The sequence below is a fragment of the Pedobacter sp. KACC 23697 genome (assembly GCF_045348445.1).
Lineage (GTDB): Bacteria > Bacteroidota > Bacteroidia > Sphingobacteriales > Sphingobacteriaceae > Pedobacter.
Window position 1 is genome coordinate 4,467,871 of record NZ_CP157485.1, and the last position, 25,238, is coordinate 4,493,108.

The following is a 25,238-nucleotide window of genomic DNA, read 5'->3' on the forward strand; positions in this document are numbered from 1 at the left end:
GCGTTTGGGGTTGGGATTAGACCGACCGGTTTAAAGCATTAACCCACTAACCACTAATAAACCAATGACTATTGAACTAATAAACTATTTCATTAAATTGCGGTTGATCCCTAAATCAAATTGCTATGAAACGTATCTTACCCGGCCTGATATTGCTTAGTGCTATTACGGCCTGTAATCAACCTCAAAAGAAAGAAATGAAAGCAATAAAGTGGCCTGATGCCAAAGCTCCGGTAGCAGAAATTATTCCACATCAAAGAGTAATACATGGCGATACCGTAGGAGATAACTACTATTGGATGATCGATTATTTTAAAAAAGGACCCGACAGTACTAAAGTTGTGAATTACCTGAAAGCAGAAAATGCTTACCTGGATACCATGATGAGAAGTACCGAAAAGTTTCAGGCTGATCTGTTTAAGGAAATGAAAGGCCGGATCAAAGAAAAAGATGAATCGGTTCCGGTTTTTAAAAACGGTTACTATTATTATTCACGTACAGAAGATGGACAGCAGTATTTTAAATATTGCCGCAAAAAAGGAAGTTTATCGGCTCCGGAAGAAATTTTGCTGGATGTAGACCAACTGGCAAAAGGCCATTCCTATTACAGCGCAACAGGGTTTAGTGTGAGTCCCGATAATAAACTTTTAGCTTTTGGGGTCGATCAGGTTTCGCGCAGGCAGTATACCATTAAGATTAAAAATTTAGAAACAGGCGAAATTTTAAAAGATGCCATCACCAATACAGAAGGTGGAGTAGCCTGGGCCAACGATAATAAAACGTTCTTTTACACGTCAAAAAACCCAGTTACCCTCTTGAGCGAAAAAATTAAAAAACATGTGCTCGGCGCAGATGCCAAAAAGGATGCGGTGGTTTACGACGAGAAAGATAATACAAACTATATCGGGGTAGGCAAATCGAAAAACGGCAGATATATCTTCATCGCTTCACAGGGAACTTTAACTGCTGAATATAAAATGATCGATGCCGACCATCCTGAAAGCCCCTTTAAAGTTTTTGCGGCCCGCTCAAAAGATGTGCTGTATGATGTCATGCCTGTTGACGATAAGTTTCTGATCTTAACTAACTGGAACGCTAAGAATTTCCGTTTAATGGAATGTCCGCTGGATAAAACCGAAAAAGAAAACTGGAAAGAAGTGATTCCGCACCGTGCCGATGTTTTATTGGAAAGCGTTGAAGAATTTAAAGATTTTACTGTTTTATCTGAACGTAAAAACGGATTAACCGAATTACGTGTACTGAAGAAAGACAAAAGCGATTATTACATCAAATTTGATGAACCTGTATATGATGCCGGCGTTGGCGCGAATCCAGAATACAACAGCACGACCTTACGTTACAACTATACTTCATTAACCACACCCAACTCGGTTTACGATTATGATCTGTTAAAAAAAGATCAAAAACTCATGAAACAACAGGAGGTTTTGGGCGGCTATAATCCAAAAGATTATGTTACTGAGCGTATTTTTGCAACCGCTAAAGATGGCACCAAAGTGCCCATTGCACTGGTTTATAAAAAGGGCTTCGAAAAGAATGGTGAATCGCCATTGCTGCTTTATGGTTATGGGTCCTATGGTTCAAATTCCGATGTTTATTTCTCTTCACCCCGTTTAAGTTTGTTGGATCGGGGCTTTGTATTTGCTATCGCCAATATCCGGGGCGGACAGGAAATGGGCCGCCAATGGTATGAAGATGGAAAACTGATGAAGAAGAAAAATACCTTTACTGATTTTATTGCGGCAGGGGAGTATTTAATTGAGCAGAAATACACCTCAAAAGGCCATTTATATGGCCATGGTGGCAGTGCAGGCGGTTTATTAATGGGTGCTGTGGCCAATATGGCGCCTAATTTGTGGAACGGTCTTATTGCTGATGTTCCTTTTGTGGATGTCGTTAACACCATGCTGGATGAAAGCATTCCGCTTACCACAAACGAATTTGATGAATGGGGAAATCCAAAACAAAAAGCAGCTTACGATTATATGAAAAGCTATTCCCCTTATGAAAATATCGAGAAAAAAGCTTACCCCAATATGTTGGTCACTACAGGCTTACACGATAGCCAGGTGCAGTATTTTGAGCCTGCAAAATGGGTAGCTAAACTAAGGGCCACCAAAACCGACAAAAATGTGCTGTTGCTTAAAACCAATATGGAATTTGGCCATGGTGGTGCATCGGGTCGTTTTGATTATTTGAAAGATGTTTCTTTGAGATGGGCCTTTTTATTTTCGCTGGAAGGCATAACGAAATAATTTTACTCGGCTCGTCATTCCCAACTTGATTGGGAATCTTAAAGCTGACTGCATTAGATTCCTGCCCACGCAGGAATGACGGCCGTATTTTTAATTTGAATCAAAACTTATCCCAACATGAACACTAAATTCAAAACAATACAAACCGTTCATCTTGCACTGTGCTCAAGCGTACTGCTTTTTGCACTGGTAACGATATTTCTTAACCGCGAGATCATGTTTTTTGATGCCGATCCTAAAACAACGGCACCTTTTAACCCGATTTTTCCGGTCATGGGATTAATCACGCTCTCTGCAAGTATCTTTTTTTACCGAAATTTAATCGCTAAAATTGATAAAACGGCTTCTGATGATGTTAAAATCAACATGTACCAAAGTGCATTTATCATTAGTTCAGCTTTATTGGAAGGTGGAGCCCTCTTTAATATCGTTGGTTTCTTTATGACACGTAATTCGTTCTTTTTGATTTTCGGGGCAGCTAATTTTATATTTTTGGTATTGAAACGCCCAACTAAGGATAAATTGATTTCCACTTTACAATTGCAACATCCAGATTCCGGGTCTTTATAAGCAATTAGCCTTATCTTTGCCCCTCAATGGAATACAATGTTCACACTTTGCCAAATGGCATTCGCTTATTACACGTGCCCGCGGCCTCTGCCATATCTCACGCATGCATCATCGTTAACACAGGATCGAGAGACGAACCTGAAAACAAAGCGGGTTTAGCACACTTTATAGAGCATTTGATTTTTAAGCGTACCGAAAAACGGAGCACGAACCAGATTCTAAATCGTTTGGAAAGTGTTGGGGCGGATTTAAATGCCTATACCACCAAAGAATATACCTGCATACACGCCTCTTTTTTAAATCCTTATTTAGATAGAACTTTAGATCTTTTCAACGATATCCTCTTCCATTCCACTTTTCCTGAAGAAGAAATGGATAAAGAGAAAAGTGTAATTCTGGATGAAATTTCCTCTTATCTGGATCAACCCGAAGAAGCCATCAATGATGATTTTGAAGATATGCTTTTCGCCGGGCATGCCTTGGGTAATAACATTTTGGGCACAACCGAATCCGTTCAAAACTTTACACGCGAGGATGTCATCAATTTCAGAAAAACCAATTACCGCACTAACGAAATCGTGGTGGCCGTTTTAGGTAATTATACTTTAAATCAAGTCGTATATAAAGGAAACAAACATTTTGCAGATGTTGAAGAGAATAATCCAAATAAAGTGAGGGTTAAACCAGCTATACTCCCACCAGGCAACATCACCATTTACAAACCCATTATGCAGGCACATTGTATTTTGGGCACACAGGCATATTCCACACACCAATCGCAAAAAGTGCCCTTAATGCTATTGAATAATTACTTTGGCGGCAATGGAATGAGTTCGGTATTAAATCTGCAGATCAGGGAGAAATATGGCATTGCTTATACCATTGAATCCAATTTTTCACCACTAAGCGATACCGGCATCTTTTCTATTTATTTCGGAACAGATAAAGAAAAACAGGCTAAGGCACTATCTTTAATTTTTAAGGAAATCAAAAAGCTCAGAGAGCGTCCTTTAAATGATTTGCAGCTTCAAAAAGCCAAAAACAAGTTTATCGGACAGATTGCTTTAGGAGAAGAAAACAGGATCGGTTTGATCATTTCAATGGCCAAAAGTCTGATCGATCACAACAAAATAGATTCCTTGGAAACCGTTTTTGAGAAAATTAACGCAGTTACCACCAGGCAAATGATAGATGTTACCAATGATATTTTAAATATCGAGCAACTGAATGTCTTTACTTTCTGCCCAATAGCGGAATAATTGTTATTTTTGTTGGTCAAATATCTTTTGGTCTGTCATCCTGAGCCTGTCGAAGGACATAACAATAGGTCTTCGACAGGCTCAGACCGACAACATTTTATAATAATTAATAAGTTCAGATCCATATCTGGGAATAAATACAATACAATGAAATTACCAATAGTAGCTTACGGCGATCCGGTTTTAAAAAAGGTTTGCACCGATATTGATAAAGATTATCCAGAATTAGAAAAATTAATCAGCGATATGTTCGACACCATGTATTATGCCAATGGTGTGGGCCTTGCTGCGCCGCAGATCGGCTTGCCTATCCGTTTGTTTATTGTAGATACCGGTGAAGATGAAGACGGAAACCCTGGCTATAAAAAAGTGTTTATCAATGCCGAAATTTTGGAAGAAACAGGTGAGGCCTGGAGTTTTAACGAAGGATGTTTAAGTATTCCTGATATCCGCGAAAACATCATGCGTAAACCGAACATCAAAATTACCTATTTCGACGAAAATTGGGTAGCGCATACTGATGATGTTGATGGAATGCCAGCACGTGTAATCCAACACGAATACGATCATATTGAAGGTAAATTATTTACCGATAAAGTAAGCGTTTTGCGTAAAACCATGCTCAAAAGTAAACTGGATGCCATTTCGAAAGGAAATATCAAAACGGATTACAAAATGAAATTTCCGAACAAGAGCAAAAAAAGATAGACTTCGATGGAAGATGTAAAAGGGAAAATGGAAAACGTTTTCCCTTTTTTATTAGAAGGTAATATTACCAATATTTAAACTCCAGGCGTCATCCTGAACTTATTTCAGGATCTTTTTTGACATGATTTCCTTACTCACCATTATTTCCCTTTAAAGATAGTTTACGGTTCAACCTTAAAAATAGCTTTTAGTTCTTTTCGGCACGTTTCACAATCAGATTTGAAGCCAATAGATACAATCAGATAGCAAAACCCAATCATGCCCAATGCGATCAATGAGCCAATTGCAAGGTATGGCTCTTGCTTATTTATCGAGCCAAAGAGAAACATCAGGCAAAAAATCGCTACGAATGAGCACCAAAGCATTAAAAAACCTTTTACAAAAGGCATTAAACTTAGCTTAAGGGTTACTTTACAACCACCACTTTCTGCGAATATCTCTCCTGAAATTTCTGCCTGAAATGAGTTTCTGTACCATAAATTTCTTTTGATATTAAATGTCGAACCGTAGATATACCCTTTGAATGGTATATTTTGATTTGGGGAAAGGAAATCCATTGAACGCTTTGAATCCTGTGACAAAGCGCCTGATAAATTAGCCAGGGCTTCATCAGCCGAAATAACCGAATGTAATACAAATGATTGAGCGGGGAAAAGTTTCATGTTACGATAGCACTTGATCAGGAAATAAATCCGATAGCTCATCGGATCAGGATGACGATTGCGCTGCGTCTTACACCCAAGACTAAAGACTTCCGACTAACGACTTTGGACTAAAAAACTAATTCGTTCTGCTCTTATCGCCATCAAAGATCTGCTGCATCAGCTTGCCCCAGGCGAAAGGGTTAAGTAGCGGATTGGTTTGCACCATGTTCTTATTGATCATCCTGTCGAAATTATAGCGGTAGTTCTGGCTGCCAATTTCCTGTCCGTCGCGCGGTAACGTTTGAATCATACCATCAATTGATGAACGCGAAAGATTCTTTTTGGCAATAGCCATGTCGTCATCCGCCAGTTTCATCGATAAAAACTCACGGGTAAATTCTTCTGTAGTAGCCCAGGGGAAAACGCGCACCGAAGGTAAATCGATCACATTTGCTTTCAATTTTACCATAATGGTGTACTTGCTGTCTGGTGTACTTTCCGGGATCACCGTAGAAAACTTTTTGTAACCAATGGCTGTAAATAAAATCGTATCGCCTGGGTTAACAATAAAAGTAAAATATCCCCTGTAATCGGCACCAACCCTTTTACTCCTGGCAGAAAGATTGGTAATGGTGACATATGGTATTACGTTTGAACTGTCGATATCGGTAATAATCCCGGAAAATTGGATCAGTTTATCCTGAGCCGGCTTTTGTTGTGCGAAAGCGGTTGCAGAAAAAATAAGGCAAATTAGGATAACACAATATCTCATTAAGACAAAAGTAATTTTATTAATAAAACTTCCTTGTTAAATATTGTTAAAGCTTATTCTTGTTCGGCCATGTTAACGGCAACTACTGAGGTTATCTGTGGAACAGCTTTCATAATGGCTTGCTCGATACCAGATTTCATCGTCATAAAACTCATTGGACAAGAACCGCAGTTGCCTAAAAGCTTAAGCTTTACCGTTCCTTCGGCTGTAATTTCTTCAACAGAAACATCACCTCCGTCAGCCTTTAAATACGGCCTGATAGTTTCCAATGCCTGTTCTACTTCTTCTGTTAAATTCATTATATATCTTTTAATTTATAAAAATAGTAATTTTTTAGCAATTCACCATTTGTGCATTGTTAATGGAGATCTGTTGCGCAATTTTACTGGCAATATCTCCAAATACAACATCCAGCAACGGGTTTTGATTTAGTGCTACAGGTTTTCCTTTATCCCCAGCTTCAGAAATGCTCTGGATGATCGGAATTTCACCTAAAAAAGGCACATCAAAACGTGCTGCGAGTTCGGTACCGCCACCTTTTCCAAAGATATAATATTTGTTCTCCGGCAATTCGGCTGGTGTAAAGTACGACATGTTTTCTATAACACCTAAAATAGGGATATTAATTCCTGGCATCCTGAACATCGCCAAACCTTTATGTGTATCAGCCAGTGCAACCTGTTGCGGTGTAGTAACCACAACAGCACCCGATATCGGGAAACTCTGCGTAATCGTGATGTGGATATCGCCTGTTCCCGGTGGAAGATCTACGATCAGATAATCCAGTTCTCCCCAATTGGTGTCGTTAAATAGCTGTTTCACCGCATTTGATGCCATTGGTCCACGCCAGGGTACAGGTTGCCCCGGATCAGCAAAAAAACCAAGAGATAACAACTTAATGCCATACTTTTCGATCGGTAAAATCTTGGTCTTCCCATCAGCCGTTTCTTCGGCAGCTGGTTTGGCATCAACCAGATCGAACATGGTTGGTACCGATGGACCATAAATATCGGCATCAATAAGGCCAACTTTGGCACCGTCTTTAGCCAATACAACCGCAAGATTGCTCGCTACAGTAGATTTGCCAACTCCTCCTTTTCCAGATGAAACCAAAATAATGTTTTTGATGTTATCTAATGATGATGAATTGCTGGGCTGCGTAACCCTCGACGTTACATTGATTACTACTTCTGCCGCTGGCGATACAAAATGCTTTATGGCATTTGTACAGGCATTTTTCAGCATTTCCTTCATCGGACATGCCGGCGTGGTAAGCTCTAATGTAAAGTTGATCAGGTGATCTGTGATCTGTAAATCCTTAATCATGTTTAAAGTAACCAGATCTTTTTTAAGATCGGGATCTTCAACATTTTTAAGCGCATCTAAAACTTGTTGCGGGCTAATCTGCATGGTATTAATTTAAATTCAAAATTAACAAAACATAGCCACAAATACTTTTATTTAGGCTTTTTAACTGTAATTTTAACACGAAATAAACATTTAATTGTTACGTTTAAGCAATTAATCATTTTAACGACTATATGCGAATACCAAAAATTAAGATCCCCAAAAAATATTTAAAAATCGCAGCCTGGTTTTTAGGTGTTTTTTTTGTTGTTTGTATTGCTTTTGGGGCCATAGCCTACAGCAAAAGGGAAGCACTTCTTAAAAAAATGGTGGCCAAAGCAATTGCCAAGGCTGATAAAGATTATGATTTGGAGGTTAAAATCGGATCAGCCGATTTTGCAGGGCTCAGCACCGTTAAAATGACTAATATCTCTATCGTTCCTAAAGAACGGGATACCCTTTCAAACATTAATGAACTGAGTGTTAGCGTTAAACTTTTGCCCTTAATATTGGGTAACGTAAAACTTTCGGAAATAAAACTGAAAGAAGGTTATGTTAGCATCGTGCTAAAAGATTCGACCACCAATATCGATTTCATTTTAAAACGAAAGAAAAAAGACAGCACGCAGACCAATCAAAAAGCCAATTTATCAGAAATCGCCAGCAACATTTTAAATCAGGTTCTATATAAAATCCCTGATGACATGGATGTAAAAAACATGATTTTTAAGCTAAACGATCATGATACGGCCAAACTGAGTTTTGCAACCACCGCCACAATCGATGGAGGAGATTTAAAATCAACCATTGATGTAAATCATAACGAAGCTACCTGGCATATTAACGGCTATGTTGATCCAGGGAGTAAAAAGTTGAACTTTTTAGCCTATGCTGATGGAAAAAAGCTGGAATTACCCTACCTCAACAGTAAATTACATGCCAAGCTTAGCTTTGACACCTTACAAACCGAATTAAAAAATGCCAAATACAGCGGCGATGATTACAAGATATCCGGCTCCTGGTCAGTTAAAAATATGTTGATCAACCAGCCCCGTATTGCATCAAACGATATTATTGTACAAAGTGCAAAACTGGATGCCGATATCTTGGTTGGACCAAATTACATCGCGTTAGACAGTACCTCTACAGCCTACTTGAAAGATGCACAAATACACCCGTTTGTTAAATATACATTAGGAAAAAATAAAATATATGAGTTAAAGCTCAATGCTGAAGAACAGGATGCGCAAGGGGTTTTGGATGCTTTTCCACAGGGCCTGTTCGAATCACTGGAGGGATTAAAGGTACAAGGCAAGGTTAAATACAGCCTTAACTTTTACCTGGACACCAAAGAGCCCGACAGTGTCCGCTTCAACTCCACACTCACACCGGTAAATTTCAAAATTTTGCAGTGGGGCAAAACCAACCTGCAAAAAATCAACAATACGTTTGTTTACACACCCTACGAGTATGGTAAACCGATGCGTGATATTACCATTGGTCCAACGAATCCAAATTTTACGCCATTACCAGCCATTTCAAAGAATTTTATCAACGCCGTTTTAACCGCAGAAGATCCATCCTTTTTTACGCATAATGGTTTTGTGGAAGAATCGATCCGCAAATCCATCGCTGTAAATTTTAAGGAAAAGAAATTTAAGCGCGGTGGCAGTACTATCAGCATGCAATTGGTTAAAAATGTGTATTTGAGCCGTCAGAAAACATTGGCCCGTAAGGCAGAAGAGATTTTGATTGTTTGGCTTATCGAACATAACCACCTGATCAGTAAGCAGCGGATGTTGGAAGTATACTTCAATATTATGGAACTGGGGCAGAATATTTATGGTATAGGAGAGGCTTCAAGGTACTATTTTGGAAAACAACCTGCCGATTTAACCATTGGTGAAGGGTTATTCCTGGCCAGTATAGTGCCTAAACCTAAAGCCTCGATGTACAAATTTATGGCCGATGGCAGCCTCAAACCTTACATGTTCAACTATTTCAGGTTTATGGGTAATATTATGGCCAGAAAAGGTTTAACACCCAGCGATACCTCGGGTTATGGCTTTTACAATGTTCGCCTCAGGGAAGGACTGCGTCGTTACTTAGCTCCAGATACTGCTGTGGTTGATACCTCTGCTTTTGACGATGATGGAGACGGGTTGCCGGTTGTCATTTTACACGATAAAAATAAAAGTTTCTTTGAGCGCCTTTTTGGTGGCAGTTCTAAAAAAGATACTACAACCAATAAACAGATGAACACGCCAGCCGATACCACTAAAACTAAAAAGCAGCTAAGGCAGGAGCGAAGAGAAGAACGGAGACGCCAAAAGGAACTGGAAAAGAGCCAGGAGCAATAGTTTTGAGTAGGGAGTTTAGAAGCTGGAGCGGAGTAACCATTTTTCAGTTCTCAGTTTTCAATTAGTGGCTTACAGTTAACTTAACGATTAACCAGTTAAACAATTTAGACGATTAGACTAAACCCGCCGATTAAGGTAATCCACTGCCTCAACAATAAAACAACAACTAACGATAACATTACAACTTTCCAACGTTTAAACTATTTAACATCAAAATGCACAAAATAAAAGTAGAAGATAAAGAGTTCGAGATATTTTTGGAAAATGATACTTTAAACAAAAGGATTCGTTTACTGGGTATCCAGATGAATGTAGATTATGAGGACAAATGTCCATTATTTATCGGTGTGCTAAATGGTAGCTTCCTCTTTATGGCTGATTTGATTAAAGAGATTCATGTACCTTGCGAAGTTGCCTTTATGCGGGTAGCTTCTTATGCAGGAACATCTAGTTCGGGGAATGTGAAAGAACTCATTGGCTTGCCAGACAATCTAGAAGGTAGAGATATAGTTATTGTAGAAGATATTGTTGATACAGGCTTAACCTTAACGCATATTTTAAAAATGATAAATGAAAAAAATCCGGCTTCAGTTAAAGTAGCTTCTCTTCTACTTAAACCAGGTGCTTTAAAACATGAAATTAAAGCGCTGGAATACGTTGGCTTTGAAATACCCAATGAGTTTGTGGTGGGTTATGGCTTGGATTATAATGGCCTTGGCAGAAACCTGACTGATATTTACAGAGCAACAGGCGCATAATTTTTAGATTGGATTAATTTATTTTTCGCACCTTTGCCCAATAATTTCTAAAACAATGACCATACATAAAGAAGGCTACACCACTATTGCCTTAAGCCTATTGTTTATCTTCGTAATCAACGCTGTCGTTGATTATAAATATCATGACATTACCTGGTTGCGCTGGTTTATCTATATCTTTTCCGCTGCACTATTTATTATTGTATTGCAGTTCTTTCGCAACCCAAGCCGCAGCTTCTCTTCTGGTGATAACCTGGTTATATGCCCTGCAGATGGTAAAGTTGTGGTAATCGAAGAGACTGAAGAAGGCGAATATTTTAAAGATAAACGTTTACAGGTTTCGATTTTTATGTCGCCAATTAATGTGCATATTAACCGTAATCCTATTTCGGGAGTAGTGAAATTTTTCAAATATCACCCCGGAAAATATCTGGCCGCGTGGAATCCAAAGTCATCTACAGAAAATGAGCGTACCACCACCGTTGTTGAACATAAAAATGGTACGCCAGTATTGTTCCGTCAAATTGCAGGTGCTTTAGCGCGCAGAATTGTATGGTATGTAAAAGAAGGCGATCAGGTGATACAAACTGAACAGTTCGGTTTCATCAAATTCGGATCAAGGGTTGATGTTTTTCTTCCGGTAGGCACCAAAGTTAATGTAGAACTAAACCAGGTTGTAAAAGGTGGGATCACTACCCTGGCAACCTTAAGTTGAGGATATTATATTTCATAAAAAAGCCGGTTTAGTTAACGCTAATCCGGCTTTTTGTTTTTTACTATTATTGGATTTTTGCATTGGTTAGTGGGGTCACAGATCACAGATTTCGCCTGGAAACTTTAAATGGAGCGTTCAATTTTGAAACATAAAAAGCCGCCAGATAAACCTGACAGCAACGGAAAGAACGCGTCCCGATTTTTCATCGGGAGAGGACTTGTAGTGCAAAGCAGGAACAAACTTTAATCAATGCCACAGGCTTTGCTTTCTAAAAAAGCAACTTTTTCCTTATCCATTACTCCTTCCGGATGGCAATTTCTAATTATCGCAATGGTCTGTGAGGGCACCAACCACGGAAGTTATTTGTCGGAACCCATCTAATCCGTAGCATCGTTACCCACTTCTTCCTTACCATCGGGAGCCGCGGGCTTGTCGCTGATTAAACGCTGTGTAGGATAAGCAAAATCCGATTTATTCCGAACAACGATATCCATAATCTCCAGGTTAATTTCTTGCCTGATTTTTAGGAATTCAGCATAATTAAGCACGGTTACGAAATAATTGATTTCCACATTCAGGCCTGAGTCGCCAAAGCTTTTAAAGGAGGCATTTCCGTCATCGCTGGTGCCTTGATGGCTGTTGATATAATCCTGTATCTCGAAAATAATTTTTCTTAATGAATCTGAACTGGTTTCGTAGGTAAGTCCGATTACAAATGATACTTTACGCGAGTTTCGCAGGGAAAGATTTTCTAAAACCCCGTCAATCATGCCCCTGTTGGGTAAAGTTGCCATAGTTTTTTCGGAAGTTCTGATCCTTGTGCTCCTGAAACCAACCTTTTCCACAGTACCTTCCACACCATCAACCTTTACCAGATCGCCAACTGTAAAAGGCTTATCCAAAAAGATGGTAAATGAGCCTATTAAGTTCTCTAAGCTCTCTTTTGCAGCCAAAGCAATAGCAATACCACCGATACCCAATCCTGTAATCAGCGTCAATACATTAACTTCGAAAACAAAACCCAGCAAGGTAAAAAAACCGATAAAAATGACCGTTGTTTTAAGCAGTTCTTTTAAAAAAGGCACCAATTGATCATCAGCCTTATTCTCCGTAAGCGATGCTTTAAACAATAAAACATGGCTAATGAAATCGATTATCCTTAAAATAATCCAAAAAACTGAGAGAATGATCCCAAACAAAAATATCCGGTCTACACAATCGCCAATGGAAACCGGTATAGATTCTTTAACCTTTCCAATTAACTTGCTGTAATGAAATACAGTTACCTCTAACGGGTGTTTTAATTGGTTGATAGAAAGATAAAGTGTGGTTAAAAGAATAAAAACTTCTATGGGTTTTACCAGTAGGGCCACAAAAGCATCATCATGTGATTGATTTGAAAAGTTCCTGAAAAGCTTAAAAAGCAATCTGCTTAACAGCTTGGAAACAATATTTTTAAAAACCAAGCCAAAAAGGAGTATTCCTCCAAAAAGGAAATAGGCTTTTATGGTATTACCCCAAAAAACCTGGTCGAAAAAGGCAGAATCTAACATTTAACAAAGGTACAAACAAAAAAACCTCCACGAAATTAATCGTGAAGGCTATATTTTATAATAAAGAATATTATTTTCTCAAAGATTTGATACGAGCAGCTTTACCGGTTAAAGCACGTAAGTAGAACAATTTCGCTCTACGAACTTTACCATAGCTATTCACTTCTACTTTCTCGATGTTTGGAGAACTAAAAGGGAAAATACGCTCAACACCAACGCCGTTGCTCATTTTACGAACGGTGAAGGTTTCATTAGCACCTGCACTGTTACGTTGTATTACAACACCTTGGTAAATTTGAACACGTTCTTTATTACCTTCGCGAATTTTATAGTGTACGCTCACTGTATCGCCAGACTTGAACGCAGGAAAATCTTTTTTCGCGATGGCCTGCTCTTCAACAAATTTTACTAAATCCATGATTTTAAGCTATTAAATCGATATTTCATCCCGTGAAAATCGGATTGCAATATTAGGGATTATTTTTGAGAAAAAAAAACCTATTTTAATTTTTTCCACATTCTTTATGAATTCCACATTCGATTGCGTTAAATGCTTCTATTCCAAAAGGTCAGGACGGCGGCTTTTAGTCCGTTCCAAAGCCTGTTCGTGCCTCCATTCGTTCACTTTTGCCTCATGGCCGCTCAGTAAAACATCCGGCACTTTATGTCCGCGCCAATCTGCAGGGCGGGTATAAACCGGTGCATCCAGCAGCTCGCCCTGAAAACTATCAGAAAGGGCAGAAGTCTCATCATTTAAAACCCCGGGAATTAAACGCACCACAGCATCTACCACAATGGCAGCAGGCAGCTCTCCTCCACTCAAAACATAATCACCAACAGATATCTCTCTTGTTACGAAAATATCGCGTATACGCTGATCTATGCCCTTATAGTGGCCACACAAAATAATGATGTTTTTTTTAATAGATAGCTCATTGGCCGTACTCTGGTTTAAAGTAACCCCATCAGGGCTCATGAATATAATCTCATCATATTCCCTTTCTGCCTGAAGTTTTTCAATACAAGCTGCGAAAGGCTCAATACTCATTACCATACCGCTACCACCACCATACTGATAATCGTCTACACTTTTCTGTTTATTGGTGGCATAATCCCTTAAATTATGCACAACAATTTCTGCAATGCCCTTTTTTTGTGCACGCTGCAAAATAGAATGGGCAAAAGGGCTTTCTAATAAAGCGGGTAAAACTGTAATAATATCGAAACGCATGTGACAAAGATAGCCTTTTGAGTTAAATTACCTTTGTTATATCTATTTGCAATCTGCTACCTTTCTCCAAATCTTGCGGCTCAACGGTCTCTTTCTCGTTAAAACCTTTTTCCACCTTCTATTATCAGGTATTGTACAAAATCCGCCTAAAGGAATTTATGATTAAAGTTGTAAGTCTAACCTATTTTGATTGTATTAGCATCAAAATGAGACTGGAATTATTTGACGTGCAGACATAAATAAAATTAAATTATTCAGCCTTTTTTATTTTATCCACTTTCCGCCATAGTTCCTGCCATTCATACGTTTCTTTTCCGTCAACCTGTTTTGCGCCACCCTTTATGCCTAGATACCTGGTCCCGTCAGGCCCATCAAAAATTTTATATTTCAGTTTAAAAATGGCATTATTTAAAGGCTGGCTAACAGAATAATTTACACTTTCTTTCAAAGTATCTTCGCTTTCTACTTCAATTTTAGCCGTTTGCCAGATCACTGTACCCTGTTCAGTTACTTTTAACTGGAGACAGTTGCCCATGGCATCAAATACTTTAAGTGTGGATAGGAACGGCATCGGAGGAGCATCAGCCTGCCGTGGCGGAGTTACAAATTCCCATGCACCAACAAAATCGGACAACGTTGCTTTCTCCTGGGCGATAATACAATTGGAGCTTAAGGAAAAAAGAGCCACAAGAAGAAAGTATCTAAAGACTTTTCTCATATCAGTTTTAAGATTTTTGAAAGTAATGCTACAATGATTTCACTTTCACCATATTTTCTTCCCACTTAAGCGTATCCGATCCAGATTTACCATACACAACGCCGGAAAGCTTTACGCTTTTCAGATCCTTCCCAAAAATATAATGATTGATATACTGGCGATCTTTTAGTGCATACGTTCGGTTAGGCAATTCATAAGTGATATCCAGTAAATAGGCATCGCTACTTATAACCTTATAATTGCCACTGTGGGTAATTACCTGGTTGTTGCCTTCATTATAACTGTTGTAAAAATGGCCATCTTCGGTATAAGTGATGAAAGAGCCTGGATCTTTAACGTTTTGCCAAATCCCAACTAGAGGTTTGTTGGCTTTTAAAGATAGTTGTTGCGTAGTGCAGGAGTGAAATGATGCGGCAATTAAAAATAGCGCAATGGCTTTAGCTAGTTTTTGGAACATAAAAGAATTAATTAGATACAGCCAATATAAAAATTTAGATCTATATCTTGATAATTAATTTTAATATACCCGACTATCTATTTTTCCAGATACACGTCCAGTAAACCTTCAGGTAAACCGAGGGTGAGGGTCTTTTCATCCTCATCGTATTCTACAATAAAATCTTCGTTTAACGGAAACAAGACTTCGGTTCCTTTATATATCACTGTAGCCACAAATTGCTGTGGATATTCATTCACTTCCAGAATTTCACCCAATTCGCCCAAAATCTCGTCTATTGCTAAATAACCTTTAAAATCGGTATAGAAAAATTCGCCCTCTTCCCGTTCGGGCATTTGCGACAGGGGCAGGTATAATTTCTTTTTTAATAATGGCTGCACTTTATCAATATGATCAGCATCATCAAAGTTGAAGTAGCCTGTTTTATTGGCCTGTAGTTTTGCAGAGGCTACAAAATACGGAACGAGTTTGCCATTCATATCAGCAAAAACCACATCAAATTCAAGCTGTTCGTATTCTTCAAATTCAAAAAAAACCTGAACTTCTCCTTTTAAACCCCTGGTTTTGGTTACGTAACCGATATAGAATGCTTCTTCGTGTGTCATATTTACCCTAAATCCCCTAAAGGGGACTTGTTAATACCCCCCTTTAGGGACAAGGGGTATTAATAAAAATAGCGTTCCGGAGATCGGAACGCTATTTCATGAGACAAAATAATTAAAACTATTCTGCGCCTTCTTCTTTAGGAGCTTCTTCAGTTGCTTCAGCCTCAACAGCCGGAGCCTCTTCTTCCACAACCTCTTCTGCAACTGGTGCATTTTTGGCTGCGATAGCTGCTGCTTTATCTTCTTTTTTCTTAGCTTCTGCTGCTAATGCTGCTTTACGCGCATCTGCTTTAGAATTAGCTAAACCTTCTGTTTTACCAGAAATTTTACCTGCTTTAGCATCTAACCAAGCTGCAAATTTTTCATCTGCCTGTTCTTGAGTTAAAGCTCCTTTTTTAACACCACCTTCTAAGTGTTTTTTGTATAAAACACCTTTGTAAGAAAGGATAGCACGAGCAGTATCAGTTGGTTGCGCACCACTGTTAACCCAAGCTAAAGTTTTTTCGAAGTTAATTTCGATGGTAGCAGGATTGGTGTTTGGGTTGTAAGAACCTAAACGCTCAATAAATTTACCATCACGTGGAGCGCGCGAATCTGCTACCACAACGTGGAAAAAAGGTTTTCCTTTTTTACCGAATCTTTGCAATCTGATTTTAGTTGCCATTTTCTTTTGTATTTATGTATTCAACATAGTTCCCGGAGCTTCATGCTGCGGGGCTGCAAAGATAACTAAAATCCTGGAAATTAAAAACATAGTTTAATTTCTTTGTTTTCAGGATATTTACGCCAAAATACTGCAGATACAAATGGAAAGAATTGCGATTGATATGGACGAGGTGATTGCCGATGCCGTTGGAAAATTTATTAAATTGTATAACCGTGACTTTAATATACCATTAGACTTAAAAATTGACGCTGGAAATGAAATCTATCACCATGTTCCGCAAGATGTGAATCAGAAATGGTTCGAATATATCAATGAGCCTGGGTTTTTTCGTGATCTTGACGTTATTGCTGATAGCCAACGCGTAATTAAGGCCCTACAACAGAAATATGATGTTTATATTGTTTCAGCAGCAATGGAGTTCCGCAATTCATTGGTGGATAAGTATGATTGGTTGGCCGAACATTTTTCTTTCATAGATTGGCAGCACATCATGTTCTGCGGAAACAAAATTGTAAATGTTGATATTATTATAGACGACCGCACTAAAAACTTTGTAAATTTTGCCGGCAGGCCGTTATTGTACACATCTCCGCACAATTTGCTGGTTACCGAATATGAGCGCGTAAATAACTGGGAAGAAATAGCTGGTTTACTGCTATAATGCCCGGCAAAGTCTGTTATTCCAGGCTGCAATGGAGAAAGCAATAACTAAGAACAACTTATAGATTTCTCCATTCCGTTACACTCCGGCCGGAATGACGATCCAAACTCTTAAGGCCACTTAATCAAAGTAATCCAACATCTTCGTCATCACCTCCCCTTAAAAATTAAAGTGATGAACCTGGATATTTCCATTGATTAATTTTCATTGATGAACCTTTAGGAGCAAAAACGTAATGATTACTGAACTTCCCGTTTTCGGAAAGATGTAACATTTTGAAAAAGATTTGCTCTAATAATAAAAACTAAAACTATGTTAGTAACCACAACGCCTACAGTTGAGGGCAGAAAAATTATAAAATATATCGGTTTGGTAACCGGCGAAACCATTATTGGCGCAAATATCTTTAAGGATTTATTTGCAGGAATAACAGACATAGTAGGAGGCAGATCGAGTTCTTACGAACGTGTTTTAAGAGAGGGGAAAGATACTGCAGTTAACGAAATGCAACAATATGCGGCCGCGCTTGGTGCAAATGCTATCGTTGGTGTAGACTTAGACTACGAAACTGTGGGCAGCGGCGGAAGCATGCTGATGGTCAGTGCTAATGGTACTGCGGTAATCCTGGCAGACTAAGAAATTTGCTTATTGTGAAACTAAGCAAAAACAAGAAAGTCTTTCCGGTGCGGGAAAGACTTTTCTTTTATGCTTTATTTTTGTTTAAAATGAAAGAATGTCTATAAGCTTGAGCCATTTAGAACTTACCTTCTCTGCATTAATATGTTTTATGGCGTGATCAAAAGGCGTAAAAACGATTTCGCGGTTAATCTGCCCCACCATTACACCACTTTCACCTTGAATTAAACCTTCTACTGCAACTACGCCTAAGCGGCTGGCCAGCACACGGTCCATGCAGGTAGGCTTGCCCCCACGTTGAATATGCCCCAAAACCGAAACTTTAGTATCGTAATGTGGATATTTTTCCTGCAAAATTTCACCAACCTTAAACGCACCTCCGGTATCATCACCTTCAGCAACAATAATAATTTTCGATGCTTTATCTTTACGGCTGTGTTCCAGCTTGTGCAAAATATCGTCAGCGTTCATGTTTGCTTCAGGGATCATGATGGCTTCGGCACCAACGCCTATACCACTTCTTAAAGCGATTAATCCAGAGTCTCGCCCCATCACCTCTACAATAAAAAGACGGTCATGCGATTCAGCCGTATCCCTGATTTTATCTACCGCATCAACAACTGTATTGATAGCAGAATCATATCCAATGGTAAAATCGGTACCTGCTAAATCGTTATCGATGGTGCCTGGCAGGCCAACTATCGGAAAATTGAATTCTTTAGAAAAAACATTGGCTCCGGTAAATGTTCCATCACCACCAATTACCACCAATGCATCAATTCCATTGGCTTTCAGGTTTTCGTAAGCGGTCTGCCTACCTTTTACTGTTTTAAATGCTTCGCTACGGGCTGTTTTTAAAATAGTTCCGCCACGCTGAATAATATTCGCCACAGATTTGCGGTCCATAGGAATAAAATCATTGTTGATTAATCCTTCATATCCGCGGAGAAATCCTGTTACTTCGATATCATAATAAATAGAGCCTCTAACAACAGCTCTAATTGCAGCGTTCATGCCTGGCGAATCTCCACCAGAGGTTAAAACGCCAATGTTCTTAATCTTATTCATTTGTTTGTTTCTTGGCAAATACTGATAATCCATTATCCAGATATTGCAAATATTTATCTATATTAAATTCTACTCCAATAGGAGGGGAAACTAATTCTTTTTCATCTGTACCCAAAAGTACATAATATGGTTGCGAAATGGTATTAAATCGCTCTGCCTGCAAATGTTTGAATTTTTTACCAACGGTATTCACTTTTGTGCCTAAAACTTTAGAGTCAAATTGTTCTGCTTCAGGCAAACTGGTTTTATCATCTGTGTAAAGGGATACCACAATATAATCTTCTTTCAACTTTTTAAGCACCCTTGGATCAGACCAGACCCTGGCTTCCATTTCGCGGCAATTTACACAACCATGTCCGGTGAAATCGAGAAATAACGGTTTTTTTACTTCCTTAGCATAAGCCAGGGCTTCTTCATAATCAAAAAAACCATCAATATTGTGGGGAATGTGCAGGAATTCAGCATATTTACGTTTAGCATGGCTGGTGGCTGCCGTTTGGTTTGATCCGCCACCGCCGTCTTGTCCAATCACAAAATCCTGTGTAGAAAGGGGAGGTACCAGTGCACTTACAGCTTTTAAAGGTGCTCCCCACAAACCTGGAATGAGATAAATGGCAAACACAAAAGTTGCTGTTGCAATAAATAATCTTGGTACAGAAATATAAGGGAGGTCACTATCATGAGAAAACTTAATTTTTCCCAATAAATAAACGCCCAAAATCAAGGCCAGTACAATCCATATCGCCAGGAATATCTCACGGTCCAATATTCCCCAGTGATAGGCCAGATCGGCTGTTGAAAGAAATTTTAAAGATAAACCCAACTCTAGGAACCCCAGAAAAACTTTAATAGAGTTTAACCAACCGCCTGATTTTGGCAGACCCGTCATTAAACTTGGGAAAATAGCAAACATGGTAAAAATTAATGCCAATGAAAGCGAAAAGCCGAACATAACGATAACTGGTGTTAACAGATCGGTATTGATGGCAACCAAAGAAGTTCCAATTAATGGCCCTGTACATGAAAAGGAAACAACCGCCAGGGTTGCAGCCATAAAAAAGATTCCGCTTAACCCTTTAGCATCAGATTTTGCATCAAGTTTATTTACAAACGAACTTGGCAGGGTAATTTCGAAAGCACCTAAAAACGATACGCCAAAAACAATTAGGATAAGAAAGATGAAAATATTAAAAAATCCATCGGTTGATATTTCATTTAACGCACTGGCACCCCAGATCAAGGTAATAATTACACCTAAACCTACGTAAATTACGATGATCGATAGACCATAAATAATGGCACTTCTGATTCCTTTTGCCCTGCTTTCGGCCCTTTTGGTAAAAAAACCGACAGTAAGCGGAACCATCGGAAAAATACACGGAAGGAAAAAAGCAGCAATACCGGCCAAAAGTCCTAAGCCAAAGGTTACCCAAAGCGATTGTTTTGGAACATCTTTGCCCGCTACCGTAGTTTTTACCTCTTTAACAGCGGCCTTTTTAAGTGTATCATTTTCTGTTGGTACCTGCTTATTGGCAGCACTGTCCTGTGCAGAACCTACCTCAGTAAAAACAATATCATCCGGAGGAGTGGTTGCTGTGGTATCTTGAGTTACCAATGCATAACCCTTAACGGCAGGCCAGGCAATGAACATGGCAGCCATTAACAACAATAATAAAACCTTTTTCATTTGTGTGTGTATTTGAAACCGTGAAATTAAGAATAATTTTAGAAACGATTTTTGTTTAAACCACAACACCCTGTAGATTTTACTTTAAAAAGAAACAGTCCCAAAAATTCGGGACTGTTTGTAAATATTTTGAAGTCAATTATTTAACCGGAACACTAAATTCAACTTCTTCCGGCGGAAGACATTGTTTATCATTACAAACCATAAATTCTACCACACCTTTAACTACGGTTGTTGCTTTGTTCAGTTTAATTTTTTGTTGAAATATTACTGATTTTTCAAAGTAACTTACATTCATTTTAAATGTGCTTTCATATTTAACTATGGCTTTAGGCTCAATTGTTTTGCCTACAAGGCTAAAATCTTTAGAAGGAGAAAAAGTAAAAGTAGTTTTTACTGGTCCTCCGTCTTTTACATTCTGAGAATAAATATGCCATCTATCATCAATTGTAGCCTTTAAATAAATTATAGCTTCAGTTTTACTTACCTTCTTTGCAGAGTAAGCCCAGGTTACCGGTTTTTCGATCTGAGCAAATGCACCAGCAATGGTAAAAAGTACCATTGAAAGTACCAGGGTGATTTTTTTCATTTGTGTTTTATTTTGTGTGTATAAATTCAATTTCTTTAAAGTTAAAAACTTTTAAACCGTTTTTTGTATCAACTTTTAACCTGCCGTTATCTTCAACTCCTTTAATCGTTCCGTCAAAAATCTCGCCGTTATGTTTGTATAACGCAGGAATCTGGTAATTATAAAGTTTGGCAAGGTAATCATTTTGTAAAATAACCCATTTCCCTGCCCTCAAAATTAGGTAGTATTTTTCCATAAACATGAATATTTTCTCCATAATATCCATTAATGGCACCTCTCTTTGTAAAATTTGAATGACGGAAGTAGCACGACCGCTAATGCTTTCCGAAAATTCTGCTTGATTCACATTCAAGCCAATGCCAATCACTGATGACTTAAAAGCAATACCTGTCAGTGTATTTTCGATTAATATCCCGCCCAATTTCTTATCATGATAATAGATATCATTTGGCCATTTGACCATTATTCCTTGCGGCACAAAACAAGATAAAGCCTCACTAACAGCCAAACTAACGGCAATATTTAAATAGAACTGCTTATAAAGTGGCAAAAAAGAAGGTTTTAGATAAATACTTGTACTGATGTTTTTTCCTTCCTGGCTTTGCCAAATACTTTCCTGCTGCCCTCTTCCGGCAAACTGATGGTCTGCCATAATTACAGTCCCTTCTACTAATGGCTCGGATTTTGACACCAAATTTTTCAAAAAGTTATTGGTAGAATCAACTTCTTTTAATTTGATTAAATTTTGACCAACAAATAGTGTTGAAAAAGTGTTATTTTGCAAGTGTTGAATTTATAATATTGTAATTCCAAAATTAAAGCATTTTAATGGTAAAAAAGAAAATAGTAGCCCTTTCTACATATCTTTCTGAGTTGGCCGTTCACGGCATACAGGAGAAAAAAGGAGAAGATATCGTGCGGTTAGATCTTAGAAATATTCACACTTCAGTAGCTGATTACTTTATTATAGCAAGTGCCAATTCTGGTACTCAGGTAAAAGCTATTGCCGATAGTGTAGAAAAAGAAATATATAAAGCCACTCAGGCCGATCCAAGGCATAAGGAGGGTTTCGAATCAGCGGATTGGATAATTCTTGATTATTTCGATGTTGTTGTACATATTTTTAAAACTGAAAAGCGCCACTTTTATGGCATAGAAGAACTTTGGGGGGATGCAGAAAGCACAAATTTTCAAAGCGCATAACCTAATACACCATTTTGACAAAGACAAATGAACGACAATCAAAATAATAACGAAAAACAGGGAAGAAGAATTCCAAACATTCCTAAAAAACCACAAAAAGGATCAAAATTTAATATTTTCTGGGTTTATGCAGCCATTATTATCGCCATCATTGCTGCACAGTTTTTATTTACCACAGATGGGGGTAAAGAAGTGACCTACCAAAAATTTGAGCAACAGATGCTACTTAAAGGCGACGTGCAGAAGGTTGTTGCCTATAAATCAGACGATTTAGTACGTGTAGAGGTTTATATCAAAAAAGATAGTCTAAAAAAACCAATATACGATCCATATAAAAGCAATAGTACTTTTAGTGTAAATAATGCCGCGAGCCCTGTTGTATTTTTCAATGCCGGAACGATGGATGGGTTGGATAAACAACTTGCCGATTCGCAAAAAGATCTTCCTGCTAACCAGCCAAGGATATTGGCAGAAAAAACCAGTCGCAGCAATCCGTTGGCCAGCTGGTTTTTAAGTATCATTTTACCGGTACTGCTTTTAATCGGTTTCTGGATTTTTATGATGCGCAGAATGGGCGGCGGCGCTGGTGGTGGCGGTCAGATTTTCAGTATCGGAAAATCAAAAGCGACTTTATTTGATAAAGAAAGCCAGGTAAACATTACTTTTAACGATGTTGCAGGTTTAGAAGAAGCAAAAACCGAGGTAATGGAAATTGTAGATTTCCTTAAAAACCCTAAAAAATATACTGATTTGGGTGGAAAAATCCCTAAAGGTGCTTTACTGGTAGGTTCGCCGGGTACCGGTAAAACCCTATTGGCCAAAGCGGTTGCAGGTGAAGCACAGGTTCCTTTCTTCTCTCTATCTGGTTCTGACTTTGTAGAGATGTTTGTTGGCGTTGGTGCATCACGTGTTCGCGACTTGTTTAAACAAGCAAAGGATAAATCTCCTTGTATTATCTTTATTGATGAGATTGATGCCATTGGCCGTGCCCGTGGTAAAAACGGTGTAATGGGCGGAAATGATGAGCGTGAAAACACCTTAAATCAACTTTTGGTTGAAATGGATGGTTTCGGTACCAATACGCATGTTATTATTCTGGCGGCAACCAATCGTGCTGATGTTTTAGATAAAGCCTTATTAAGGGCCGGAAGGTTCGACAGACAGATTTATGTTGATTTACCGGATGTTATCGAACGTAAACAGATTTTTGAAGTACACATTGCCCCACTTAAAAAATCGGAAGAGCTTGATACCGAATTTTTAGCTAAACAAACACCGGGGTTTTCGGGTGCAGATATTGCAAACGTTTGTAACGAAGCTGCATTAATTGCCGCCCGTAAAAATAAATCAGCTGTGGATAAACAGGATTTCTTAGATGCAGTTGACCGTATTGTAGGCGGTTTAGAAAAGAAAAACAAAATTATTACACCAAGTGAAAAACGTGCGATTGCTATTCACGAGGCTGGCCACGCTACTGTAAGCTGGTTGCTGGAACATGCAGCACCGTTAGTTAAGGTTACCATTGTTCCACGCGGACAGAGCTTAGGTGCCGCCTGGTATCTGCCAGAAGAGCGCTTAATTGTTCGCCCTCACCAAATGCTTGATGAAATGTGTGCAACAATGGGTGGTAGGGCAGCTGAAAAGGTTATGTTCGATACCATTTCTACAGGTGCCCTTAGCGATTTAGAAAAAGTAAATAAACAAGCCAGGGCCATGGTAACCATTTATGGCTTGAACGAAAAGTTAGGAAATATTACTTATTATGATTCTTCTGGTCAGAACGAATATAACTTCTCTAAACCATATTCAGAAGATACCGCTTTAACTATCGATAAAGAAATTTCGGCATTAATTGAGGGCCAATACCAGAGAGCAATTCAGTTATTGGAAGAAAATAAAGATAAATTGATCCAGTTGGCCGATATCCTGATCGAAAAAGAAGTTTTATTTAAAGACGATTTAGAAGTGATTTTTGGTAAAAGGTTATTCGAAAATCAGGGTGAAAGCGGAACACCCGGACATATTACGCCAGTTGAGGCTTAAATAAATAATTTCTATTATTACATTTGCTACCCTAGTTTAATCATTAGGGTAGCTTTTTTTTATAATGAAGGATAATACGACAGCGAAAGAACAAATACTGAAAAAGATAAGGAAAGCACTATTAGAGAAGCGCGAAAACCCCTATCCTAATTTAGAAGAAAGTCCACTGTATAAAAAAAATACAGATGAGCTGGAGATATTATTTGCCGAACAGCTTACGGCTATATCCGGTAATTTTATCTTCTGCGAAGACGGAATCGATTTTTTTGAAAACATGTTGCAGCTGGCCGATAAATTTAAATGGCGAAAAATATACTGCTGGGAACCTGAGCTACAGCAGTTTTTAAGCAAATACGAGTTTCCTTTTTACCAAACCGACAAGGATTTTGATCAGGCCGAGGTAGGCATTACCCTTTGCGAGGCCTTAATTGCCCGTAATGGAAGTGTAATGGTAACTAACCAGGGCGCTGCAGGAAGAAGGCTCAGCATCTTTCCACATCATCATATTGTGATCGCCAAAACCAGTCAGTTGGTTTTAGATCTAAAAGACGCTTTTCTGTTATTGAAAAACAAGTATGGCAATCAGCTTCCATCCATGATCAGCAATATTACAGGGCCAAGCAGAACGGCTGATATCGAAAAAACATTGGTTTTAGGCGCACACGGGCCTAAAGAGCTTTTTGTATTTTTAATTGATGATTTTAGTTGATT

At 38.6% G+C, this 25,238-nt stretch carries 27 protein-coding genes; 12 read left to right on the forward strand and 15 right to left on the reverse strand.

The window, feature by feature from the left end; translation table 11 throughout:
* Positions 1-125 precede the first annotated feature (125 nt).
* From ABEG20_RS18050 to def, 4 genes are all read left to right on the forward strand, one after another.
* Entirely contained in the window at positions 126-2,276 is a 2,151-nt protein-coding gene (locus ABEG20_RS18050; RefSeq protein WP_406824647.1) for a S9 family peptidase, read from the forward strand.
* Positions 2,277-2,393: 117 nt separating this feature from the next.
* Positions 2,394-2,846: a hypothetical protein gene (locus ABEG20_RS18055; protein ID WP_406824648.1), complete on the forward strand. Its 453-nt coding sequence runs from the start codon at positions 2,394-2,396 to the stop codon at positions 2,844-2,846.
* Positions 2,847-2,872: 26 nt separating this feature from the next.
* On the forward strand, positions 2,873-4,105 hold the full coding sequence (locus ABEG20_RS18060; protein ID WP_406824649.1) for a M16 family metallopeptidase: 1,233 nt from the start codon (positions 2,873-2,875) through the stop codon (positions 4,103-4,105).
* 147 nt (positions 4,106-4,252) lie between these two features.
* On the forward strand, positions 4,253-4,813 hold the full coding sequence (gene def / locus ABEG20_RS18065) for a peptide deformylase (RefSeq protein WP_205056946.1): 561 nt from the start codon (positions 4,253-4,255) through the stop codon (positions 4,811-4,813).
* Positions 4,814-4,974: 161 nt separating this feature from the next.
* Here the strand turns inward: def and ABEG20_RS18070 are convergent, their stop codons facing one another.
* From ABEG20_RS18070 to ABEG20_RS18085, 4 genes are all read right to left on the reverse strand, one after another.
* Entirely contained in the window at positions 4,975-5,475 is a 501-nt protein-coding gene (locus ABEG20_RS18070) for a hypothetical protein (protein WP_406824650.1), read from the reverse strand.
* A 118-nt stretch (positions 5,476-5,593) separates the two neighbouring features.
* Positions 5,594-6,229, reverse strand: coding sequence for a hypothetical protein (locus ABEG20_RS18075; protein WP_406824651.1), 636 nt, complete (start codon positions 6,227-6,229; stop codon positions 5,594-5,596).
* Between the two features lie 53 nt (positions 6,230-6,282).
* A complete protein-coding gene (locus ABEG20_RS18080; protein WP_090497495.1) occupies positions 6,283-6,528 on the reverse strand; it encodes a NifU family protein in 246 nt (81 codons plus the stop codon).
* Between the two features lie 34 nt (positions 6,529-6,562).
* Entirely contained in the window at positions 6,563-7,639 is a 1,077-nt protein-coding gene (locus ABEG20_RS18085; RefSeq protein ID WP_406824652.1) for an Mrp/NBP35 family ATP-binding protein, read from the reverse strand.
* Positions 7,640-7,770: 131 nt separating this feature from the next.
* Between ABEG20_RS18085 and ABEG20_RS18090 the strand changes: the two genes are divergently transcribed.
* The 3 genes from ABEG20_RS18090 to ABEG20_RS18100 all read left to right on the forward strand — a co-directional run bounded on the left by ABEG20_RS18090 (position 7,771) and on the right by ABEG20_RS18100 (position 11,409).
* Entirely contained in the window at positions 7,771-9,936 is a 2,166-nt protein-coding gene (locus ABEG20_RS18090; protein ID WP_406824653.1) for a transglycosylase domain-containing protein, read from the forward strand.
* A 215-nt stretch (positions 9,937-10,151) separates the two neighbouring features.
* Positions 10,152-10,694 (forward strand): hypoxanthine phosphoribosyltransferase, encoded by a 543-nt coding sequence (hpt, locus tag ABEG20_RS18095; RefSeq protein ID WP_406824654.1) that lies wholly within the window; start codon positions 10,152-10,154, stop codon positions 10,692-10,694.
* Positions 10,695-10,749: 55 nt separating this feature from the next.
* Positions 10,750-11,409, forward strand: coding sequence for a phosphatidylserine decarboxylase family protein (locus tag ABEG20_RS18100; protein ID WP_406824655.1), 660 nt, complete (start codon positions 10,750-10,752; stop codon positions 11,407-11,409).
* A 377-nt stretch (positions 11,410-11,786) separates the two neighbouring features.
* Here the strand turns inward: ABEG20_RS18100 and ABEG20_RS18105 are convergent, their stop codons facing one another.
* The 7 genes from ABEG20_RS18105 to ABEG20_RS18135 form a co-directional block, all read right to left on the reverse strand.
* Positions 11,787-12,962: a mechanosensitive ion channel family protein gene (locus ABEG20_RS18105; protein WP_406824656.1), complete on the reverse strand. Its 1,176-nt coding sequence runs from the start codon at positions 12,960-12,962 to the stop codon at positions 11,787-11,789.
* A 70-nt stretch (positions 12,963-13,032) separates the two neighbouring features.
* Positions 13,033-13,380 (reverse strand): 50S ribosomal protein L19, encoded by a 348-nt coding sequence (rplS, locus tag ABEG20_RS18110; RefSeq protein WP_057930964.1) that lies wholly within the window; start codon positions 13,378-13,380, stop codon positions 13,033-13,035.
* Between the two features lie 138 nt (positions 13,381-13,518).
* Entirely contained in the window at positions 13,519-14,193 is a 675-nt protein-coding gene (gene trmD / locus ABEG20_RS18115; RefSeq protein WP_010600017.1) for a tRNA (guanosine(37)-N1)-methyltransferase TrmD, read from the reverse strand.
* A gap of 250 nt (positions 14,194-14,443) precedes the next feature.
* Positions 14,444-14,911, reverse strand: coding sequence for a hypothetical protein (locus tag ABEG20_RS18120; RefSeq protein WP_406824657.1), 468 nt, complete (start codon positions 14,909-14,911; stop codon positions 14,444-14,446).
* A 28-nt stretch (positions 14,912-14,939) separates the two neighbouring features.
* Positions 14,940-15,368 (reverse strand): hypothetical protein, encoded by a 429-nt coding sequence (locus tag ABEG20_RS18125; RefSeq protein ID WP_406824658.1) that lies wholly within the window; start codon positions 15,366-15,368, stop codon positions 14,940-14,942.
* 77 nt (positions 15,369-15,445) lie between these two features.
* On the reverse strand, positions 15,446-15,973 hold the full coding sequence (gene rimM, locus ABEG20_RS18130) for a ribosome maturation factor RimM (protein WP_406824659.1): 528 nt from the start codon (positions 15,971-15,973) through the stop codon (positions 15,446-15,448).
* Positions 15,974-16,091: 118 nt separating this feature from the next.
* A complete protein-coding gene (locus ABEG20_RS18135) occupies positions 16,092-16,637 on the reverse strand; it encodes a 30S ribosomal protein S16 (protein ID WP_406824660.1) in 546 nt (181 codons plus the stop codon).
* 142 nt (positions 16,638-16,779) lie between these two features.
* On the opposite strand from ABEG20_RS18135, the gene ABEG20_RS18140 reads away from it, so the two are divergent.
* Both ABEG20_RS18140 and ABEG20_RS18145 read left to right on the forward strand, forming a co-directional pair.
* Complete coding sequence (locus ABEG20_RS18140; RefSeq protein WP_406824661.1) at positions 16,780-17,301, forward strand: 5' nucleotidase, NT5C type; 522 nt, start codon at positions 16,780-16,782, stop codon at positions 17,299-17,301.
* A gap of 312 nt (positions 17,302-17,613) precedes the next feature.
* On the forward strand, positions 17,614-17,937 hold the full coding sequence (locus tag ABEG20_RS18145; protein ID WP_090497467.1) for a heavy metal-binding domain-containing protein: 324 nt from the start codon (positions 17,614-17,616) through the stop codon (positions 17,935-17,937).
* Between the two features lie 84 nt (positions 17,938-18,021).
* Here the strand turns inward: ABEG20_RS18145 and pfkA are convergent, their stop codons facing one another.
* The 4 genes from pfkA to ABEG20_RS18165 all read right to left on the reverse strand — a co-directional run bounded on the left by pfkA (position 18,022) and on the right by ABEG20_RS18165 (position 22,065).
* A complete protein-coding gene (gene pfkA / locus ABEG20_RS18150; protein WP_406824662.1) occupies positions 18,022-19,005 on the reverse strand; it encodes a 6-phosphofructokinase in 984 nt (327 codons plus the stop codon).
* Complete coding sequence (locus tag ABEG20_RS18155; protein ID WP_406824663.1) at positions 18,998-20,692, reverse strand: protein-disulfide reductase DsbD family protein; 1,695 nt, start codon at positions 20,690-20,692, stop codon at positions 18,998-19,000. Before ABEG20_RS18155 ends, pfkA begins: the two co-directional genes overlap by 8 nt.
* Positions 20,693-20,831: 139 nt before the next feature.
* Positions 20,832-21,281, reverse strand: coding sequence for a protein-disulfide reductase DsbD domain-containing protein (locus ABEG20_RS18160; RefSeq protein WP_406824664.1), 450 nt, complete (start codon positions 21,279-21,281; stop codon positions 20,832-20,834).
* Positions 21,282-21,288: 7 nt separating this feature from the next.
* Positions 21,289-22,065 (reverse strand): biotin--[acetyl-CoA-carboxylase] ligase, encoded by a 777-nt coding sequence (locus tag ABEG20_RS18165; RefSeq protein ID WP_406824665.1) that lies wholly within the window; start codon positions 22,063-22,065, stop codon positions 21,289-21,291.
* A gap of 44 nt (positions 22,066-22,109) precedes the next feature.
* On the opposite strand from ABEG20_RS18165, the gene rsfS reads away from it, so the two are divergent.
* The 3 genes from rsfS to ABEG20_RS18180 all read left to right on the forward strand — a co-directional run bounded on the left by rsfS (position 22,110) and on the right by ABEG20_RS18180 (position 25,236).
* The gene (rsfS, locus tag ABEG20_RS18170; protein ID WP_205056929.1) at positions 22,110-22,484 is read left to right on the forward strand and encodes a ribosome silencing factor; all 375 of its coding nucleotides are present in this window, start codon (positions 22,110-22,112) and stop codon (positions 22,482-22,484) included.
* Between the two features lie 27 nt (positions 22,485-22,511).
* The gene (gene ftsH / locus ABEG20_RS18175) at positions 22,512-24,527 is read left to right on the forward strand and encodes an ATP-dependent zinc metalloprotease FtsH (RefSeq protein WP_406824666.1); all 2,016 of its coding nucleotides are present in this window, start codon (positions 22,512-22,514) and stop codon (positions 24,525-24,527) included.
* Between the two features lie 64 nt (positions 24,528-24,591).
* A complete protein-coding gene (locus tag ABEG20_RS18180; RefSeq protein ID WP_090497452.1) occupies positions 24,592-25,236 on the forward strand; it encodes an LUD domain-containing protein in 645 nt (214 codons plus the stop codon).
* Positions 25,237-25,238 lie beyond the last annotated feature (2 nt).